This window comes from Staphylococcus gallinarum, from assembly GCF_000875895.1.
Classification (GTDB): Bacteria; Bacillota; Bacilli; order Staphylococcales; family Staphylococcaceae; genus Staphylococcus; species Staphylococcus gallinarum.
The window spans coordinates 271,829-293,110 of record NZ_JXCF01000003.1 but is presented as its reverse complement, the minus strand read 5'-3'; the positions used below and the strand labels follow the sequence as shown (position 1 = coordinate 293,110).

Below are 21,282 nucleotides of genomic sequence, written 5' to 3'. Positions count from 1 at the left end.
GTTAACAGCTAAATCGTTAATATATTAAGACCCTCTTACCGCCCTAATATTAAAGTTACGATTCGCTGTTAACGATGGGTTTCTTATTCATTGATGTAAATATTAAACTGTTGTGTTCACTTACGTTAATAATCACTTTCGTCGTGTTTCACTAAAACTAGATTGAGCAACTTGTACATTCTTCAACACTTAATAATTTATTTCTAGTGTAGTATAAAGACTTTAATCCTTTATGATGTGCATAGACATAGAGTCTAGACAATTCACGTGTAGATATTTCTGAATTCACATATAGAATTGTTGAGATACCTTGATCCACATGTGTTTGAATTGTAGAAATTAAATCGATTAATTTCATTTGGTCAGTATTAAATGCTGATTTATAGTACCACATTGTTTCTGGTGATAAGAATGGCATTGGATAAAATGTTTCCGCATTACCATAAGTACGTCTCTCAATTTGATCAACAATTGGCATAACAGAGCTTGTAGCATTTTGTACATAAGAAATACTTTGTGTTGGTGCAATTGCTAAACGATACGCATGGAATAAACCATGTGTTTCAACTTGTTGTTGCAATGCTTTCCAATCTTCAGGTGTTGGAATTTCTAAACCATCAAACAATTTACGTACTTTCTCGTATTGTGGTGCAAATGTTTGTGACGTATAGAAGTCAAAATATTTTCCATTAGCATAGTCCGACTTTTCGAAACCTACATATGTTTCTTGACGCTCTTTAGCTATTTCCATTGAACGTTCTATTGAATAATAATTCATCATCATGAAGAAGATATTAGCAAAATCTTTCGCTTCTTCAGATTCATATCCAATTTTGTTTTTAGCTAGATAACCGTGCAAGTTCATAACACCTAGTCCAACTGAATGCAGTTCACTGTTAGCTTTTTTAACACCAGGTGCATTCTGAATATCTGCTTCGTCACTTACCACTGTCAATGCATCCATACCTGTGTGAACAGAATCTTTAAATTTACCTGATTCCATTACATTCACAATATTTAATGAACCTAAGTTACATGAAATATCACGTTTAATTTCATCTTCTGTACCATAGTCATTGATGATTGATGTTTCTTGTAATTGGAAGATTTCCGTACACAAGTTACTCATTTTAATTTGGCCGATATCTGAGTTAGCATGTACTTTATTCGCATTATCCTTAAACATTAAATATGGATAACCTGATTGTAATTGTGTTTGAGCAATCATATTCAACATTTCACGTGCATCTTTTTTCTTCTTATCAATGTTTGGATTAGCTACTAATTCATCATAATAAGCTTCTAAATCAATATCATCCAAAGTTACCCCATACTCTTTATATACTGTATGTGGTGCAAACATGTGGAAATCCTTGCCTTCCTTAGCTAAATCAAAGAACTTTGAAGGTACGATTAAACCAGTAGAAATCGTAGATAAACGTAAATCTTCATCAGCATTAACCTTCTTAGTATCTAAAAACTCTTCAACATCATAGTGGAAGATATTTAAATATACAGCACCAGCGCCTGGGCGTTGTCCTAATTGGTCTGCGTAGCTAAATCCACCTTCTAATGACTTAGCAACTGGAAGTACACCCTTTGCAACACCTTTAATGCCTTTAATCGCTTCACCACGTGCACGTAATTTAGATAAATTAATCGCTACACCGCCACCAATTTTACTTAATTGTTTAGCTGTTGCATCGATAAAGTTAATTGAATTTAAACTATCATCTACTTCTAATAAGAAACATGATACTAATTCACCACGACGAGCACGTCCTGCATTTAAGAATGTAGGTGTCGCCGGTTGGTAACGTTGTTCAATCATAGCTGAGATAAATTGCTTAGCTGTTGCCTTATGACCATTAGCAAGATAAAGTGCAACAATTACAACGTGCTGTTTATAATCTTCTAGATATTGACTCTTGTCATTTGTTTTTAATGCATAATCTTTAAAGAATTTACTAGCTGACATGTAACTTGCAAAATTGAATTCAATTTGCTTAGCAAAATCAGTAATTTCTTGAAGATCTGCTTCTGAATAAACTTCAAAAACATCAAAATAGAAGTCGTTGTCGACGAGGTAGTGTAGGCGTTCTAGCTCACTATCAAAGTAAATTGTCTTGTCTTGGATTTCTTCTAAATATACTGTTAACGCCTCTTGGTCCTTTTCTAAATTGAAAAAACCATTGTCTTTACGCTTGGTAACTTCGTTATTTAATTCAATATGATTGTATTTCTTCTCGTCTATTATCTTCATTAAAATGCCCCACCTTATCTTTAAATTCGCTAATGTCTTCCTTTGTGCCTTGAACTTCAAACTTCATTAATAATGGAACGTTATATTGTTCCGAAATAGCGCGTCCAGCTTTGGCGAAATTTTGTCCCCAATTTCGATTACCACTTGCTGCTACCGCTCTAATCAAATCATGATTAATCTCTAAAAATGCTTGTACAGGTTGTGGAATTTCACCAAAACCAATTGTACCAGTGACCATAATGAACGGTTCATCCAATCTTTCCGTGCAATTATTCTGCGTAATTTCCATCGTATTCTTCAATTCTGCTCTGGTAATAAAGCGTCGCACATTACCGGAAAATGAAAAATAAACAACCTTCATCGGCACACCTACTTTCTATCTTTGATCTATCCATTAAATATGGAAAATCATATTATTCCACTAATCTATTCACCTAATTTCAATCGTGTAATGCCCCATAGAAAATCATATTATTTAAAAACACAATATATAGTGATCATGTCATCTACATATAGTGATGCAAAAATACATTTTTGAAGTATTACTACTATATTTGTCATGATTAAGTGGCTAAACCAGTGTGATTTTACTTGAAATTTGGTTTATTATATATAAAGTGACTTGAAACCGAAACACAATATATAGTGTTTCGGTTCTGTCGTTAATACTATATTATGTGTTTCATTATACATAAGTCCGAAGACGATTAAAAGCCTTTTTATTTTAGGAAACTGTGGACAAATTTTGAAAACGGAATGAAAATGGCACCAATTCAACTTTAAATTGAACTCTTAACTTTAAAAAAATTTTTTTACTAAAATTCCGTTCATTTTATTTGATTTTTCTAAAAGTTATACAAAGCGCTATATACCGTTGTTTTGCACATTGCGCCAATTATGTTGTATAAAATATTCAAAAAATTTGCTTTACTTTTTCTAGAATTTAATTTGAACAAAGTCCAAGATAAAAGAGAACGTTTGTTCGTATTTATATGATATTATATTACTTCCCTAATTTCAACCATATATACATGTTTTAAATATTTATGCTAATATAGATACGTCAAATTTTTAAAATTGAGGCGATACTATTGAATCCTAAAGTTAAAGGTATCATCGCTATTTTAATTTCTGCTATTGGCTTTAGCTTTATGTCAGTATTCTTTCGCTTAGCAGGCGATTTACCTGTATTTCAAAAGTCATTAGCCAGAAACTTAGTAGCTATGTTTATACCTCTCTATTTCATATTTAAATACAAGCAACCTCTATTTGGTAAACTAAGTAGTCAGCCATTACTTATCTCTAGATCAACCTTTGGTTTAATTGGTGTATTACTTAATATTTATGCCATTGATCATATGATATTAAGTGACGCAGATACATTGATGAAATTAAATCCATTTTGGACTATTTTACTTAGCTTATTATTCTTAAATGAAAAAGTACGCAACTATCAATTTATAGCTATGATTGTGGCGATCTTCGGTATGCTCTTTGTAGTTAAACCTGAGTTCTCTTCGTCAGTGATTCCTGCTATCGGTGGTTTGTTCTCTGGTATTTTTGCCGCAGCAGCTTATACATGTGTACGCGCTCTAAGTTCTAGAGAAGCACCATATACAATTGTATTTTACTTTTCATTCTTTTCAATCATCGTGTTAATTCCATTCACGATTTTTACATTTGAACCTATGTCGTGGTTACAGTGTCTCTATTTATTAGGCGCCGGATTAGCTGCAGCCATTGGTCAGATTGGTATCACACTTGCCTATAGCTTTGCACCAGCAAAAGACATTTCGATATTCACCTATGCATCCATTGTATTTACTGCATTATTTGGCTTTATTCTCTTTGGAGAGTCACCAGATCTATATGCAATTTTAGGTTATATCATTATTATAGGATCTAGTTACTACATGTTTGAAAAAGCACGCCGACAACCCATTGACATACAGAAATAAATGCTAAAAATATATCTTAAAAGGAGCGATTTATATGGCTGAAGGCCGCAACAAAGATGAATTACAAGATATTACACTATTAGGTAACCAAAATAATCAATATGATTTTGATTACCGCCCAGACGTACTCGAGTCATTCGATAATAAACACCAAGGTAGAGATTATTTCGTTAAATTCAACTGTCCTGAATTTACATCTTTATGTCCGATCACAGGTCAACCTGATTTTGCGACGATTTATATCTCTTATATCCCTAATATTAAAATGGTAGAATCTAAATCATTAAAACTTTACTTATTCAGCTTTAGAAATCATGGAGATTTCCATGAAGACTGTATGAATATAATAATGAATGATCTTATCGAGTTAATGGATCCACATTATATAGAAGTATGGGGGAAATTCACGCCACGTGGTGGGATTTCAATTGATCCATATACCAATTATGGTCGTCCTAATTCTAAATATGAAAAAATGGCAGAGCACAGATTAATGAATCATGACCTCTACCCTGAAAAAATAGACAACCGTTAAACATTTCTTATAATTATAAAGAGCATCATCAGTGACGAAAACATCTGTTTTCGTCACTTTTTTAATAAATAAACAGCACAAAAGTCCAAACAAATCATTTAGCATTTAATATTGTACAAATAATACATACACTTGTCATTTTTATAAAAACAGTATAAAATTAATCCAACTATAATTGGGGAGGGAATTTATGAGAAAGGTTAATTATACGCACGAAGAAATTATGGAAAGTACACCACGTACAGGTTTCTTCGGACATCCAAAAGGACTAAGCACGTTATTCTTCACTGAATTTTGGGAGAGATTCAGTTACTATGGTATGAAAGCCATATTAATCTATTATTTATACTATACCGTTGCTAAAGGTGGTTTCGGTTTAGATGAAGCAGTCGCACTGCAAATTGTTTCCATCTACGGAACATTGATTTATATGTCGGGTGTAATTGGTGGTTGGATTGCTGATAGAATTACCGGCACTCAAAATGCTGTTTTCTATGGTGGATTCTTAATTATGATCGGACATATCTTATTGTCACTACCAAACAATCTAACTTTGGTAATGATTGCATTGGCCGTAATCATAGCAGGTACAGGCCTATTAAAACCAAACATTTCCACAACAGTTGGTGAACTTTACGATCGTAATGATGTACGTCGTGATGCTGCCTTTACATTATTCTATATGGGGATTAACTTAGGTAGTTTATTGGCACCATTAATCACTGGTTATTTACAAACAAGAGTGAGTTTCCATGCTGGTTTCTTAGCTGCAGCTATTGGGATGTTCTGTGGCTTAGTTGTCTATGCTATCAAACGCAAAAAGAATTTAGGTTTAGCGGGACGCAATGTACCAAACCCATTAACTAAACCGGAAATTAAAAAGTTTGTATTGATCACACTTGTCGTAATCGTATTATTTTTACTATATTTATTTGTACTACATTTAAATAATGCATTATCATTAGAAAACTTTAGTTTATTAGTAACAATATTAGGTATCGTTTTACCAATTTACATTTTCTTGAATATGATATTAAGTAAGGATGTTACCAAAGAAGAACGTTCTAGAATCTACAGTTACATACCACTTTATATTACGTCAGTTGCATTTTGGATGATTCAAGAACAAGGTTCTACAGTTTTGGCAAGTTTTGCTGACAAAAAAACACAACTTGAAATGTCTGTCTTAACAGGCGGTTTAATTGATTTCTCTATCCCAGCATCTTGGGCACAATCATTAAATCCTATCTTTATCGTTTTATTAGCACCTGTCTTTGCTACATTATGGTTGAAACTAGGTAAGCATAATCCTCCAACTGTGCATAAATTTGCATACGGTGTAATTGTTGCTGGTTTATCGTATCTTGTAATGATCATTCCGCTAGCATCTGGACAATCACTAGTTAATCCATTATGGCTCGTATTAAGTTTCTTCTTAATCACGATTGGCGAATTATGTATCTCACCTGTTGGATTATCAACAACGACTAAATTAGCACCAATTGCGTTTACAGCTAGAATGATGAGCTTATGGATGCTAAGTAACGCTACTGCACAAGGACTAAATTCACAACTCGTAGTGGTATATACAAAGATAAATCAAAGTGATTATTTCATGTATTCAGGACTTGTAGCAGTTGTTATCGGTATTGTATTGTTAGTTATTTCACCTATTGTTAAACGTGCTATGAAAGGTGTTTATTAACATTAGTCTATAGAATCATATTAATGCAGTGGTGTATTTATGCACCACTGTTTTTTATGTCTTTTTTATAAGTGTTATTTTACAATAATTATATTTTATACATCTTTATGATATCCTATTCTATCAATTAATTATGCGAATATTCGGAATATTGTTATTTTAAGAATATTATTGAAATTCAATAATATTAGGAGTAAAATCTTTTTTATACATTTTTTTATTGGGATCAAGAAAGGACGGGGAATGTTTTATGCAAAATCAAACAACAACCCATGAGCAAGACGTGCAGTCTATCCCACAAAAAGGCTTTTTCGGTCATCCAAAAGGACTTGGCGTATTATTTTTCGTAGAATTTTGGGAACGATTTAGCTACTATGGCATGCGCGCACTACTCATTTTTTATATGTATTTCGCTATTAAAGATGGCGGTCTCGGTATGGACAAAGCCACTGCACAGTCAGTAATGGCAGTTTATGGTGCATTGATTTATATGACTTCAGTACTAGGCGGTTGGATTGCTGACAGAGTTACGGGGACACGTTCAGCAACACTAATCGGTGGTATATTAATCATTATTGGTCATATCTTCTTAAGTTTACCACTTGATATTATAGGATTATTTATCTCAATGTTCTTCATCATTGTAGGTTCTGGTCTAATGAAACCAAATATTTCAAATATTGTTGGTAGACTTTACCCTGAAAATGACGTAAGACTAGATGCGGGCTTCGTTATCTTCTATATGTCAGTTAATATGGGTGGATTAATCTCACCATTAATTTTAAATCATTTCGTTGGTACAGGTAATTTCCATGGTGGATTCTTAATCGCGGCAATCGGTATGGCATTAGGATTAGTATGGTATGTATTATTTAACAAGAAGAATCTAGGTACAATTGGAACGAAAGCATCAAACCCACTAAGCGCTAGTGAGAAAAAGAAATACGGTATATTATTCACTATTGCGATCATAATTATTGCTGCTGTATTAATTATCACTGGCTTGACTGGTACCCTATCATTCAACATTATCAGTACTGCAGTACTCGTGTTAGGTGTAGCATTACCAATCATTTACTTCACGATTATGATTCGAAGTAAAGATGTGACAGATGATGAACGCTCAAGAGTTATAGCATTTATTCCATTGTTTATTCTTGGTGTCCTCTTCTGGTCAATCCAAGAACAAGGTGCCAACGTACTTAATTTATATGCATTTGAAAGCAGTGATATGAAGTTAAATCTCTTCGGATGGAAATCAGATTTTGGTCCAGCATTATTCCAATCAATCAACCCATTGTTCATTGTGCTATTAGCACCAGTGGTTTCAATGATTTGGGCTAAAATGGCACGACGTCAACCAAGTCTACCAACTAAATTTGTCTTGGGAGCATTTTTAGCAGGGGCATCATATATTATGATTGGTTTAATTGGTCATTCTGCAGGCGCTTCACATATTAGTGTTAACTGGGTCATCTTATCGTATATTATCTGTGTTATTGGTGAATTATGTCTGTCACCTACTGGTAATAGTGCTGCTGTTAAGTTAGCTCCAAAAGCATTTAACGCACAAATGATGAGTTTATGGTTATTAACAAATGCCTGTGCACAAGCAATCAATGGATCACTCGTTCACTTAATTGAGCCACTTGGTTATAAGAACTATTTCTTATTCTTAGGTGCTGTAGCAATTATTGTCAGTGTGATTATTTTAGCTTTTGTACCGAAGATTGTTAAAGGTATGCGAGGAATTAAATAATTGTTAAACTTAACTATGGTGAACTGAATGGTTCATCATAGTTTTTTTATTGTTATAAAAGGTATAATAAATAAGTAGGTATTGCTAAACATAAATAAAGAGAAGTATGGTGAATATATTGACTAACAAAAAATATAATCATGGTGTCTTATTTTACCATGAACATTCTGGTATCAAAGATATTTATCGAGGATTAGGTGACGTTACTGCTGCATTGACAACATTTTGTAAACACCTATCTATTCAACTAAGTGAAAATGAAGGCGATATTATTGAATATTGTAAGAAAATCAAATCAAAGTCATATAGTGATGATGTAGATATTGTCTTTATATTGGGTGGAGACGGAACGGTCAATGAATTAATCAATGGAATCATGCATAGTGAACTCGATATCCCTATCGGTATTATTCCTGGTGGAACCTTTAATGACTTTGTCAAAACGCTAAACCTAAGTCCACGTCATAAAGCAGCTAGCCAACAATTAATAGAGGCCGAGTTGCAACCCTATGATGTAATGAAGATTAATAACCAGTACGCATTAAACTTTGTCGGATTAGGTTTAATTGTACAAAATGCCGAAAACGTTCAAAACGGTAACAAAGATGTATTTGGTAAATTGAGTTATGTTGGTTCGACCGTTAAGACCTTGCTAAATCCTGAATACTTTAACTATAAAGTCACTGTAGACGATAAAGAAATAAATGGTAAGACGTCTATGCTAGTCGTTGCAAATGGACCTTTCATTGGTGGTAGTCGTATCCCATTAACTGATTTATCTCCAAGTGACGGTTATTTGAATTCATTTATATTTAAAGAACAAAATACTCGAGTTTTAAATGATATTTTCAAACAACGTGATAGTATGAATTGGAATCATATGACTGAAGGTATTCAACACATTTTAGCCAAAAAGATTTCGATAACTACTGACCCCGTAGTCAAAGTAGATATCGATGGTGAAATTGCATTAGAAACACCATTAGAGATAGAAATCATTCCAAACACTGTTCAAATCCTAACACTAAATAATACAGTATCAAATAACAATACAACAGCGGATGAAGAAATCGAATCGTAGTTAATATCGCTATTATTATTACTAAATAGTCATACGCTGATAGCACACTTTAACCATCGAAAAAATAATGACTTTGTTCAATTGTTTATTGTTATAGAAGTAAACTATTTACTTGCGTATGTGTGGGCGAGACTCTTGAGGGAACAGGACAAGCTGAAGACTACAGGCTGAAGCTGTCCCCTAGGAAAGCGTTGCCCTTTACATACGCTTAAAAAACAAAAAAATTAGCCATTAAATGAATCAAAAATAACTTCATTTAATGGCTATTTCTATTTATAGTGCAGATTATTTACTCTATATTTTCAACAATAGAATAAATCTACCTAAATTTGATATGATTTATCTCCTAAGAAATAAGCTTCCACATCTTGCCAATTATTAACACGTGTGAAACGATCATCATTAATATTATGAGACGCTGTATACATAATAGGCTTACCTGTAAAAATACTCAACTGCCTTGGATTATCATCAATTAAATAATCCGCATGTACAATATTTTTTCTACCACAAAAAACAAACTGTTGTGGATCTAAAAATGGAAAATACTCCCTTAACCATTCATATTTATCGTGAAAAGAAGTCGGTACATCCATCGCAGCTGTCGCAATATACACATCATAATGCTCAGTTAGTTTCTTCACAACTGCTTGCGCATCAGCCATAACCTCTAATTTCCTAAAGAAACCTGGTTCACGAAGGATTTCAGTCAGTAGTCCATCATGTTCTGGCATTGCATGTCGCAATTTCATACCATCCAACATATCATATGAAATGCCTAAATCCGTTCGTTTATTAACGTCTTCAATTAATGCACCTACTGTATCTGCTAATACTTCATCCATATCAATTGCAATAGATTGTCGTGTCATTTAATACTCTACTCCCTTTTTAATAACATCATTCATTTCAAACATCACTAAGCTATCTTTCCCTTGCTACTATCCCTACCACATCTTGTAAAATGGGACGTTTTCTACATCATCATAAATGTATCAACCATAAAGCATAATTGGACTATTTTTTATTTATATTTTATAACTCAAAGTCCTTTAGTACCTCAATCATTTTATCATTTTGTTCTGGGAAGCCAATCGTAATTCTTACACCATTTGGAAATTCTCGCGTTATACAACCAACATTTAACAATGCTTCATATAACTCATGTGGTTTGGAAGTATTTACAAAGACGAAATTGGTTTGGCTATCAAAGAATGCATCACGTTTATCAATTGCGAAGAATTTTTCTCGTTCTTCCGCATTACGTTCACGAATAAACGTTAAATAGTCTTGATCTTCTAACGCCGCTAGTGCAGCGTATTCTGATAAGCGTCCCACATTAAATGGTGGGCGAATAATATTCCATTGTTCTATCGCTTCTTGTGCAGCAACGACATAGCCTATACGCATGCCTGCTAAGCCATATGCTTTTGAAAATGTACGTAATAAAAATGCATTGCTAAATTGTTGCTGTAATGCTAAAGTATCAGGAAAATCTTGTGCAGTGACAAATTCTACATATGCTTCATCTACAATTACTGGAATATGACTTGGTACTTGTTCTAAGAAGCCTTTAAGTTCTTCATGCGTAAAATATGTCCCAGTCGGATTATTTGGATTACATAGCCATACTAACTTTGTTTCGTCGTCAATTTCATTAAGTATTCCATTTAAATCAAAGTAGCCATCTTTCAATGGTACTTGTACTACTGTTGCCGCTTCAACTACTGCGTTGTGATAATACTGACCAAATGTCATTTCACTTGTCACTATTTTATCACCAGCAGTCAACATCGCACGAGAAATCATCAGGATGACTTCATCTAAACCCGCTCCAAACAGGATACGTGATGGTTCGACATTTAGATGTTTACTAATTGCTTCTTTAATCATTGGAGAACCCGTTTCCGGATAAAAATTCAACTCTTCTAAATGACTTTGAATTGCTTCTTTAACCTTTGGTGATGGTCCATATAAATTTTCATTTGATGCTAATTTATATAATTCACCTTCAATGCCGTAAGTCTCTTTTAATGCACGAGGCGATAACCCCGGTTCATATGCTGATAATTGTTCTATTTGTTTTTTCATGGTTGCTTCGGTCCTCCTTAATTTTACAGAAATTTCAAAACTTAGTAACTATTATAAACCTTATATGATGGGAAAATCAATGTGTCCCCTAGACAGAAGAAATGCTCTGATATACAAAAAGAGAGTTTTAAATGTAAAATACATAAAAACTCTCTTATTATTCCAATTTATTTTAAAATGTGTTCGCGTTCCAAATAATCCTTTGCAACTTGATATGGGTCCTTTTTCTTCACGGTTACATCATAATTCATTTGTTGCATGTCTTCATCAGAAATTTTATTAGCTAATTGATTTAATGGTTTTTTAATTTCAGGATGTTCTTTAAGGTACTTTTCTTTAAACATCGGTGCACCTTGATATGGTGGGAATACATGTTTATCATCTTTTAATACAACCATATCATATTGCTTTAATTCCGCGTCCGTTGAATAGGCATCTATTAAATTAATGTCACCACTTTTGATTGCTTGATAACGTAATTTAGGCTCCATTGTCTTCGGTTTAGATATGTCTAAATGATATGCTTTTTTTACTGCAGGGTAACCATCTGAACGATCATTAAATTCCAAGGTAAAACCTGGCTTAATTTGATCACTTACTTTATTTAAATCACCAATTGTTTTAATATTATGCTTTTTAGCAAAGTCTCGTTTAACCGCTAAGGCATAAGTATTATTGTATTTCATAGGTTTCAGCATGGTCATATCGTATTTTTTCTCTAAGCTATCTTTAGCTTGTTGATAAACTTTATCTTCTTGTTTTGATTTTAAGTCTTCTTTCGTTAATTCTCCAAGCACAGTGCCAGTAAATTCTAAATAACCATCGATATCGTCAGACTTTAAGGCATTAAATAAGAATGATGTCTTACCCATGCCATCTTTAACTTCTACCGTATCGTCAGTCTCTTTTTCTATCAATATCTTATACATATTCGTAATAACTGATGGTTCTGATCCTAATTTACCAGCTAACGTTACTTTTTCACCCTTCTGAGCTAATAAAGGTGCGATAATAACTAATAATAATACAATTACGATAATTGTTAATGAAATAATCAATTTTTTGTATGATAAACCTTGCATATAACGTAAGGCTAAATCAAATAATATCGCTAACAACGCAGCAGGTATTGCACCAATAAGAATAAGTGAACTATCATTTCTATCAATACCTAATAGAATTAAATCCCCTAATCCCCCTGCTCCAATAAGTGCAGCAAGCGTAGCGGTACCAATAATCAATACCATAGCAGTTCTAATACCAGCCATTATTACTGGCATTGCAATAGGTAACTCGACCTTTGTTAGTCTACGTCCTGGTTTCATACCAATACCCTTTGCCGCTTCTACAAGAGAAGGGTCTACTTCTGCTATACCTGTATATGTATTTCTTAGAATAGGTAGTAAGGCATAAACTACAAGTGCGATAACGGCTGGCACTTTACCAATACCAAACAATGGAATCATTAATCCTAATAGTGCTAATGATGGAATAGTCTGGAGTATCGCAGCGATATTCATAACAATTTCAGATAGTTTTTTAGTTTTTGTTAATAAAATACCTAAGGGTACTCCAATTAACGCCGCAATAAGTAATGCAATAAATGAAATTTGTATATGTTCAAATATCGTCGTCAGTAGTTGACCGCGTCTATCTGAAAGTGTCTGTAATATTTCAGTCATCTAAGACACTCCTTTCGGTTCAGCGAACAATTTAAACACATCTTGTCTGTACATCAAATAGCGTTGGGCATTAGCTTTATCATCTATGATTACTGCATCATGTGTAACAAAATGCGAATATACATCCTTGACCAATTGACCACTGTCTACTAATGGATACGTCTGCACTTCCTGTGACTCATTAATTAATGTTAACTGTTCTGTTAACTCTGATAATTTCACATCATTTAATGAGCGTTGTACCTTATTGCCTAAAAATTGTTCTACAAATGCATTATTAGGTCTTGTAGCAAATCCCTCTGGTGTATCAATTTGTTCAATATGACCTTCATTCAATAAACATATTCTGTCACCTAATTTCATTGCTTCTTCAATATCATGTGTGACAAAAACAATCGTCTTCTTAATTTGTTGTTGGAGTTGAATTAAATCATCTTGTAGTTTTTCTCTGCTAATCGGATCTAATGCACTAAATGGCTCATCCATGAGTATAACGGGTGGATCTGCAGCAAGCGCCCTTACTACCCCAACACGTTGTCGTTGCCCACCAGATAATTCATCAGGTTTACGTTCTTTGTATACAGTGGGATCTAAACCAACCATATTTAATAATTCATCGATTCGCGTTTCAATATCTTGCTCTTTCCACTTCTTCATCTGTGGTACTTGGGCAATATTTTCTTTAATTGTCATATGTGGAAACAGTGCAATCTGCTGTAACACATAACCAATATCCCAGCGCATCTCATATACAGGATAGTCACTTATTGGTTTGTCTTTAAAGTAAATATAACCTTCAGTTAGAGTAATCAATCGATTAATCATTTTCAGAGTAGTCGTTTTGCCACAACCTGATGGACCAATTAAGACAAAAAACTCTCCTTCTTTAATATTAAAACTTACATGATCGACCGCCGTCTTATCCCCATATTTCTTTACAACATCTTTAAATTCTATCACATTGTCACCTTCAGTCTTTTATATACACTAATATACAATTAATTGTAGTGTCCGTATTCCCTTTTAATTAAATGTATATGTAAATATCATTAATTTATCCCAAAAAAATACACACTTACAAAATTAAATACCACAAAATCTATTTAATACTCAAAAAATAAAGTTAATTTTAATAACCAATCAAAATAATGCCTATACAAGACTTATTTCGACATGTTGTTAAAATTAACTTTGAGATAATTTATAAATTGCCCATTGTTGTACAATGGTTATCAACACTACATATGCATTTTCCGCATAGTCAATTTAAATTTGTGCTTTATAAGATTGAATAGTCTCTAAGAACATTGGACAGTAATGCTTTAATTTATAACTTCCTACACCATCAATAGAGATCATATCTTGTTTAGATTCTGGCTTTCTTTTTGCAAATTCTTCTAAGGTATAATCTGAGAAAATACTTACCGGCGCAATATCCAAATCTTCACTCAATTTCTTACGGACTGCAATCAATTCATCAAATAATGCACGATCAACACCTTCGACGGTATTGATATTCACAATTTCTTTCGATTTACGTTTAAATGGAGTTGTAAAGATTGTCACTTCATCCGTCAACAATTGTTTGACTGAATTATCACACGTCAAAATTTCATCGTGTTCGTTTAAATATCCCTTAAATCTAAGTTCATCGATTAAATGACTAAGATCTGAGGTTGTATATTGCTTCATTATGCCGTGTGTAGATAATTTATTATATTCACAATAACGGATATAATCAGTATCTTCACCTCGTAGAACTTGAATAATAACACTATAGCTTTCTTTTTGTTTCATTCTCGCGATACAACTTACAATCATTTTTGCTTCATTAGTCATGTCATACGTCTTGTTCTCTCGCGTACAATTACTACATTGCTCACACTCTTCTAGCTTTTCATTTGGTTCAAAGTAATGGACTAACGTTGCTTCCAAACACTTCTTCGTTTTTGTATAAAGAATCATCTTTGTTAGTTTTTCACCCATTTTATCTTTGTAATCATCATCTGCTTTTGAAGCAGAAATGAAGTACTGATGCAAACCGATATCGCGTTCACTAAAGAGTAAGATACAATCACTTTTCAGACCATCACGGCCAGCACGACCTGCCTCTTGATAATATGACTCTAAATCACCTGGCATATTATAATGTATCACAAAACGCACATTCGACTTATCAATCCCCATACCAAATGCATTCGTTGCAATTACTACACGCACACGATCATAGACGAAATCATTTTGCGCAGCTTCTCTGTCTTTGTTAGATAACCCTGCATGATAAATCGTACTGCTGATTTCATGATCTTCTAATGCTTCTTGCAACTCTTCAACCTGTTTACGCGTAGAACAATAAACAATGCCAGCTTCATTTGCATGTGATTTCACATATTCAAGTACAAATTTTTGGCGTTGATAAGTTGGGTTGACTTGAAAGACTAAATTACGACGTTTCGTACTTGTTTTAACTTCATCGTGTTTATTAATATTTAGTCTTTCCATGATATCTTTTTGCACTTCAGTCGTGGCAGTTGCAGTCAAAGCTACAATTGTAAAGTCTTGTGGTAAAGCAAATACCTTATGAATCACTTCTTGATAACTTGGTCTAAAATCATGCCCCCATTTAGAAATACAGTGTGCTTCATCAAATGCTACTAAATGGATAGGTAGACGTTGTAATAACGCCATAAAATAATCATTATTAAAACGTTCTGGAGCAACATAAAGAAACTGTATGTCACCATTTTTCAATTGCGCTTCAATCGCCTTTTGTTCTTTCTGCGTTAAACTACTGTTTAAATATGCTGCGCGAATACCAGCAGCCTTCAATTGATCGACTTGGTCCTTCATTAATGAAATTAATGGACTAATGACAATTGTCGTACCACCTAGCATTAAACCTGGCACTTGATAACAAATCGATTTACCACCACCAGTTGGTAACACCCCTAATACATTACGTTGATCCATTACTTTTGAAATTATTTCCTTTTGGCCAGGACGAAACGTGTCATAACCAAAATAATGCGATAAAGTTGATTCCATGTTATAAGATCCCTCATTGTTCTTTTAGTTCTTCAAGTTCACTCCATCTAGCAATATCATCTTCATAAGTTTGATTTAGTTCTTGTTGCTCTTCACTTAATGCTTTAATCTTTGCGTAGTCTGAACTTGCATTTATCATTTCTTCTTCTATCTCTTCTAGCCTTTGTTCAGTCGTTTCTATGCGCTCGATAATTAATTCGTATTCTTGTTTTTCTTTATAGCTCAAACCTTTTTTCCTTTTTTGAGTAGGCTGAGGTTTCACTTTTTGTTGTTGTTTTTCTATTTCCCGTTGTTTATCTTGTTCTTTTTTATAAGCTTCATAATCGTCAAATGAACCAATAATACGCTCCATTATACCATCATGAATATACCAAAACTCTTTAGCAACTTTATTTAAGAAATATCTATCGTGACTGACGGTAATTACTGTACCACCAAATGTATCGATATATGATTCCAATATCGTTAACGTCTCAGTATCTAAATCATTCGTTGGTTCGTCGAGTAATAGGACGTTCGGTTGATGTACTAATAATTTCAATAAATACAAACGTTTCTGTTCTCCTCCAGAAAGTTTATAGACTTTCTTTCCATGTGTTGCACTCGGGAATAAAAATCGCTCTAATAGTTGCGTAATTGACACTGATGTTCCATCTTTTTCCTTTGCAACTTCACTTTCTTCTCTAAGATAGTCAATCATACGAATATCTCTGTCTAAACGCTCTTCTGTCTGTTTAAAGTATGCGACTTTGACGGTTTGTCCAACCTTTAAGGTCCCTTCAAATGCACTATCTTCACCACTTAAAATATTCAATAACGTTGTTTTACCGACACCGTTAGGTCCGACAATACCGATTTGTTGACCATTTTGTATAATTTGCGTAATATCTGCAAACAATGTTCTATCTAGAATACGTTTTGTTAATTGTTCTAATTCAAACACTTGCTTGCCTAAACGTGAATACGCTAAGTTGAGCGAAGCTTGATCTTGTTGCTGTTGTTGCTTTACTTCTTGTTCTAAATCACTAAATCTATTCTTCCTTGCTTGTTGTTTGGTAGTTCGTGCCTTAACTCCTGCACGCATCCATGCTAATTCTTGTTTATACAGTGAGCGTTGCTTAGCTTGTTGCTTTTGCTCAATGATTTCGTTCTCAGCTCTTTGCTCAATATATGCCTCATAATTCCCTGGATACGTTTTTAATTTTCCTTGTGTTAATTCAATGATTCTGGACGAAACTTCATTTAGAAAATAACGATCATGCGTTACAAACAAAACAGTATGAGGATATTGTTTCACATAGTTTATTAACCAATTTATAGATTCAAAATCTAAATGGTTGGTAGGTTCATCTAATAATAGTAAATCAGGTTGCTCGATTAATGTTTTAGCGAGGCCGACACGCTTTTGTTGGCCTCCTGATAATTGATTTACAGGCTTCGTCGTATCATTAATGCCTAGCTTAGATAATATTGTCTTGATTTCAGAACTGTAATCCCAAGCTTGATTGGCATCCATTGCTTCTTGAGCTTGCATCATTTTCTGAAAATGTGCATCAGTTTGTTCTGCACTATATTGATTCACAGCAAACTCATAATCACGTATGACTTGTAGTGTCTTTGTCTCCGAAGTTAATACTGCCTCAAAAACAGTTAAATCTTCATCAAATTCTTGCTTTTGAGAAGAATAACGGATGCGATAGGAGTTGGGATGCGTGATTTCTGCATCGTAATCTTCGTCTATACCTGCTATTACCTTTAATAAAGTACTCTTTCCAGTACCATTAATACCTACGAGACCAATTTTTTCACCATTGGATATCGAGAGTTGTAAATCATCAAAGATAACTTTATCGGCATAGGATTTATGTAAATGTTCTATTTTGTAAGCTTCCATAATCCAACATCCTTTTTAAATATCGATAAATATAGTTAATTCTGTTAAAATTAATTTCAGTTCCATACATTATACACCTTTTTGGGTTCAAATGATACAAAGGAGACAAGCTTATGACGGAATTTTTCCAAGCATTACCTCCTTATATCCAAGCACTAATAGCTGGAATTATCACTTGGCTATTAACAGCACTAGGAGCTGCAGCCGTATTCATATTTAAACGTGTAAATGATAAGATTTTAAACTCAATGCAGGGTTTCGCCGCAGGGATTATGATTGCTGCAAGTTTTTGGTCTTTATTACAACCTGCCATCGATTATGGTAAGGACTCCTCATTTGCATGGTTACCAGCTGCTATCGGATTTTTATTGGGTGGGCTATTTATTCGTGCCTTAGATTTAGTTATACCTCATATCCATCCCAATACATCCGATGAGAATCAGTTCCATGAAGGTGTTGGCACTAAGAAACTCAACAAGAATACTTTACTAGTCTTAGCAATCACGTTACACAATATACCCGAAGGCCTCTCAATTGGTGTTGCTTTCGGTGGTATTGTTTCGGGTAATGGTCAAGCGACATTATTAGGGGCATTAAGTTTAGCTATAGGTATAGGTATACAGAATATACCTGAAGGGGCAGCACTATCTATGCCTATTCGAGCAGCGGGGGCATCTCGATGGAAGGCTTTCAACTATGGGCAAGCATCAGCAATTGTAGAGCCAATATTTGCTACAATTGGTGCAGCTGCAGTATTAGTCATTACACCTATGTTACCGTATGCATTGGCATTTGCTGCAGGTGCGATGATATTTGTTGTTGTTGAAGAATTAATCCCAGATTCACAAGCTAGTAATAACACCGACCTTGCCACACTCAGTCTAATGTTAGGATTCACCATAATGATGATTCTTGACGTTGCACTTGGATAAGGACGATAGCATTACTTATTAATATCTGATTTACAACAAAGCGTTTAGCATATGATTTATAAATGATGACATTACGGTAATATTGTTTGCGATGACTAAGCATCAATCTCATATCATACCTAGTGACTTATTGTTCATTTATATCATATCGTCATTAAACGCTTTTTTGTTTTATATATAGATTCCTCATGTATGCACAAATAAGGCAACATAACGCTTGTGAAGTTAGCGTATTTGCACTAGATATACAATTTTTTAATACAGCGATAAAATCACACTGTACCATGCGCATAGCGTAAGGTTTTTTAATACAAAAAAAAAGGTAACGCTCTGTTTCATCGAGCGTTACCTTCTTGCTATTGATCATTATTTTTACATTAAAGTTAAAGTCTCTTCTAATTTTTTTCTTGTCCTTTTGGACCTGTTTTATATTCATATTTAGAAGGATTTATTTTATCGAAATCAGGGTTCTTATAGAATCTGAATAAGTCACCGTTTAAGACATTGTCACTCATTTCTAAGTCTTTTTCAGCTTGTTGTTTACGTTTTTCAAAGTCTTTCGGTGTTTTTGTTACAGGTTCATTTGTCTTATTATCATAAATTCTACCATTAACATATTTATAGTCTTTAGTAATAAAGTCACCATTTCTGAATGGTACTGTATCATTATGATCTTTAGATAATAAGTCTGTACCCATCATCAAGTAATTCTTAGTATCAATACCCATTAAGTGTAAGATTGTAGGCATTACATCGACTTGACCAGCATATGTCTTATCGACTGTACCTTCTTTACCAGGAATCTTCAACCATAAACCTGTACGGTTTAAGTCTGTAAATTTAGCTGGAGTAATGTCTTCACCTAATAGTTTTTCCATGGCTTTATTATGGTTTTCTGAGATACCGTAATGGTCACCATAGATCATGATAACTGAATCGTCATATAGACCTTTTTTCTTCAATTCATTAACAAATTGTTCTAATGATTCATCTAAGTATCTCGCAGTTTGAATATAACCATCAACTGTAGAATCACCCGTATTTGGTCTATCTATTGTTGCATCTTCAGATGACAACGTAAATGGATAGTGGTTTGTTAATGTAATTAAATGTGTATAGAATGGCTCTTTTTCTTTTGCTAAGTAATCAGTTGATTCTTTAAAGAACTCTTTATCTTTAAGTCCAAGGTTTTCGATATTATCTGGTGACATATCGAAGTATGTTGCATCATAGAACTTATCGATACCAAAGTGTTTGTACACTTGATCACGGTTCCAGAAAGTTTTGTAGTCACCATGCATAACGCTTGATGTATAACCTTGTTGTTGATCAAGGATAGCTGGTAATGATTGGAAGGTATTATCACCTTTCAATGAATAAGCTGACCCTTGTGGTAGACCATATAAACTGTTATCCATTGTAAACTCAGCGTCAGATGTTTTACCTTGGCCAGTTTGATGGAAGAAGTTTGGATAATATCTATATCCTTCTTTACCAGTTGACAGTTTATTTAAGAATGGTGTTACCTCTTGTCCGTTAACCTTTTTATTAATTAAGAAAGTTTGGAAACTTTCTAAGTGAATTTTGATAATGTTTTTCTTCTTAGCTGCACCAAAATATTCTTTATTTGGTTCGACTTGCTTTTGCTTTGTATAATTTAACACTTTTGTTAAATCATCTTCGTTTGCAAGCGCTTTTTGCTGTTTGTTTTGAATTGTTTTTACGCCATCATACACTGTGAAGTTATATGGTCCTAAATATTTAACTAAATATTTATGGTCAAATGTACGTGTTAACAATTGTGGACGATCAGATTCTGCAAATGCTAAGTTTAAGAAGAATAACGCGACTGATGCTGCCATTATGACTGGAACAAATTTTTTGCTAAATACGCGTTTATCAATCCATTTTTGTTTAAAGATTAAAATAAATAAGTAAATAATCGTATCAAGGAAATAAATGAAATCGTACCATTTAAATGAAGCTGTTACTGCTCCACCCATCGAATCGACGTTACCCACTTGATTTAACGTACTGAACGTTAAGAAGTCAGAGAAGAATCTGAAATACACAACGTTAGCATACAATAGGAAACTTAAGATAAAGCCTCCAATAAAGATAAACCAAAAAGCTTTCTTACCTTTAAAGAATAAGAAGACACTTAAAATTAAAGCCACTAAACTGTATGGATTCATTAATAAGATTAAGTTTTGAACTAATCCTTTAACACCTAAAGAAAAATCAACATAATATGAAAAATACGTCTTTAACGTGACAGTAATCACCGTCAGTATAAAAAACGCAAAAAGAGTCAATTTCTTTTTGTGTAAACTCATG

Annotated in this window: 15 protein-coding genes; 6 read left to right on the top strand and 9 right to left on the bottom strand. The window is 33.7% G+C overall.

Annotation, left to right across the window (positions count from 1 at the left end; genetic code table 11):
* Positions 1 to 157 precede the first annotated feature (157 nt).
* Both nrdE and nrdI read right to left on the bottom strand, forming a co-directional pair.
* A complete protein-coding gene (gene nrdE, locus SH09_RS03340) occupies positions 158 to 2,263 on the bottom strand; it encodes a class 1b ribonucleoside-diphosphate reductase subunit alpha (protein ID WP_042738204.1) in 2,106 nt (701 codons plus the stop codon).
* On the bottom strand, positions 2,226 to 2,624 hold the full coding sequence (gene nrdI / locus SH09_RS03335) for a class Ib ribonucleoside-diphosphate reductase assembly flavoprotein NrdI (protein WP_042738203.1): 399 nt from the start codon (positions 2,622 to 2,624) through the stop codon (positions 2,226 to 2,228). Before nrdI ends, nrdE begins: the two co-directional genes overlap by 38 nt.
* 730 nt (positions 2,625 to 3,354) lie before the next feature.
* Here nrdI and SH09_RS03330 point away from each other — a divergent pair.
* From SH09_RS03330 to SH09_RS03310, 5 genes are all read left to right on the top strand, one after another.
* On the top strand, positions 3,355 to 4,221 hold the full coding sequence (locus SH09_RS03330) for a DMT family transporter (RefSeq protein WP_042738202.1): 867 nt from the start codon (positions 3,355 to 3,357) through the stop codon (positions 4,219 to 4,221).
* Positions 4,222 to 4,255: 34 nt separating this feature from the next.
* A complete protein-coding gene (gene queF, locus SH09_RS03325; protein WP_042738201.1) occupies positions 4,256 to 4,756 on the top strand; it encodes a preQ(1) synthase in 501 nt (166 codons plus the stop codon).
* 190 nt (positions 4,757 to 4,946) lie between these two features.
* The gene (locus SH09_RS03320) at positions 4,947 to 6,461 is read left to right on the top strand and encodes a peptide MFS transporter (RefSeq protein ID WP_042738200.1); all 1,515 of its coding nucleotides are present in this window, start codon (positions 4,947 to 4,949) and stop codon (positions 6,459 to 6,461) included.
* 250 nt (positions 6,462 to 6,711) lie between these two features.
* On the top strand, positions 6,712 to 8,220 hold the full coding sequence (locus tag SH09_RS03315; protein ID WP_042738199.1) for a peptide MFS transporter: 1,509 nt from the start codon (positions 6,712 to 6,714) through the stop codon (positions 8,218 to 8,220).
* A gap of 118 nt (positions 8,221 to 8,338) precedes the next feature.
* Entirely contained in the window at positions 8,339 to 9,301 is a 963-nt protein-coding gene (locus SH09_RS03310) for a diacylglycerol/lipid kinase family protein (RefSeq protein ID WP_119199063.1), read from the top strand.
* Between the two features lie 323 nt (positions 9,302 to 9,624).
* On the opposite strand, the gene SH09_RS03305 is transcribed toward SH09_RS03310, so the two are convergent.
* The 6 genes from SH09_RS03305 to SH09_RS03280 all read right to left on the bottom strand — a co-directional run bounded on the left by SH09_RS03305 (position 9,625) and on the right by SH09_RS03280 (position 18,013).
* On the bottom strand, positions 9,625 to 10,173 hold the full coding sequence (locus SH09_RS03305; RefSeq protein ID WP_042738197.1) for a 5' nucleotidase, NT5C type: 549 nt from the start codon (positions 10,171 to 10,173) through the stop codon (positions 9,625 to 9,627).
* Between the two features lie 163 nt (positions 10,174 to 10,336).
* Complete coding sequence (hisC, locus tag SH09_RS03300) at positions 10,337 to 11,392, bottom strand: histidinol-phosphate transaminase (RefSeq protein ID WP_042738196.1); 1,056 nt, start codon at positions 11,390 to 11,392, stop codon at positions 10,337 to 10,339.
* Positions 11,393 to 11,559: 167 nt separating this feature from the next.
* On the bottom strand, positions 11,560 to 13,074 hold the full coding sequence (locus SH09_RS03295; protein ID WP_042738195.1) for an ABC transporter permease/substrate-binding protein: 1,515 nt from the start codon (positions 13,072 to 13,074) through the stop codon (positions 11,560 to 11,562).
* Positions 13,075 to 14,034, bottom strand: coding sequence for an ABC transporter ATP-binding protein (locus SH09_RS03290; RefSeq protein ID WP_042738194.1), 960 nt, complete (start codon positions 14,032 to 14,034; stop codon positions 13,075 to 13,077).
* 306 nt (positions 14,035 to 14,340) lie between these two features.
* Positions 14,341 to 16,119 (bottom strand): DNA helicase RecQ, encoded by a 1,779-nt coding sequence (gene recQ, locus SH09_RS03285; RefSeq protein WP_042738193.1) that lies wholly within the window; start codon positions 16,117 to 16,119, stop codon positions 14,341 to 14,343.
* A 13-nt stretch (positions 16,120 to 16,132) separates the two neighbouring features.
* Complete coding sequence (locus SH09_RS03280; RefSeq protein WP_042738192.1) at positions 16,133 to 18,013, bottom strand: ABC-F family ATP-binding cassette domain-containing protein; 1,881 nt, start codon at positions 18,011 to 18,013, stop codon at positions 16,133 to 16,135.
* Between the two features lie 113 nt (positions 18,014 to 18,126).
* Between SH09_RS03280 and SH09_RS03275 the strand changes: the two genes are divergently transcribed.
* Positions 18,127 to 18,945 carry a ZIP family metal transporter gene (locus SH09_RS03275; protein ID WP_042738191.1) on the top strand — a complete coding sequence of 273 codons (819 nt, stop codon included), beginning with the start codon at positions 18,127 to 18,129 and terminating at the stop codon, positions 18,943 to 18,945.
* A 395-nt stretch (positions 18,946 to 19,340) separates the two neighbouring features.
* Here the strand turns inward: SH09_RS03275 and ltaS are convergent, their stop codons facing one another.
* Complete coding sequence (ltaS, locus tag SH09_RS03270) at positions 19,341 to 21,281, bottom strand: polyglycerol-phosphate lipoteichoic acid synthase LtaS (protein ID WP_042738190.1); 1,941 nt, start codon at positions 21,279 to 21,281, stop codon at positions 19,341 to 19,343.
* Between the last annotated feature and the right edge of the window lies 1 nt (position 21,282).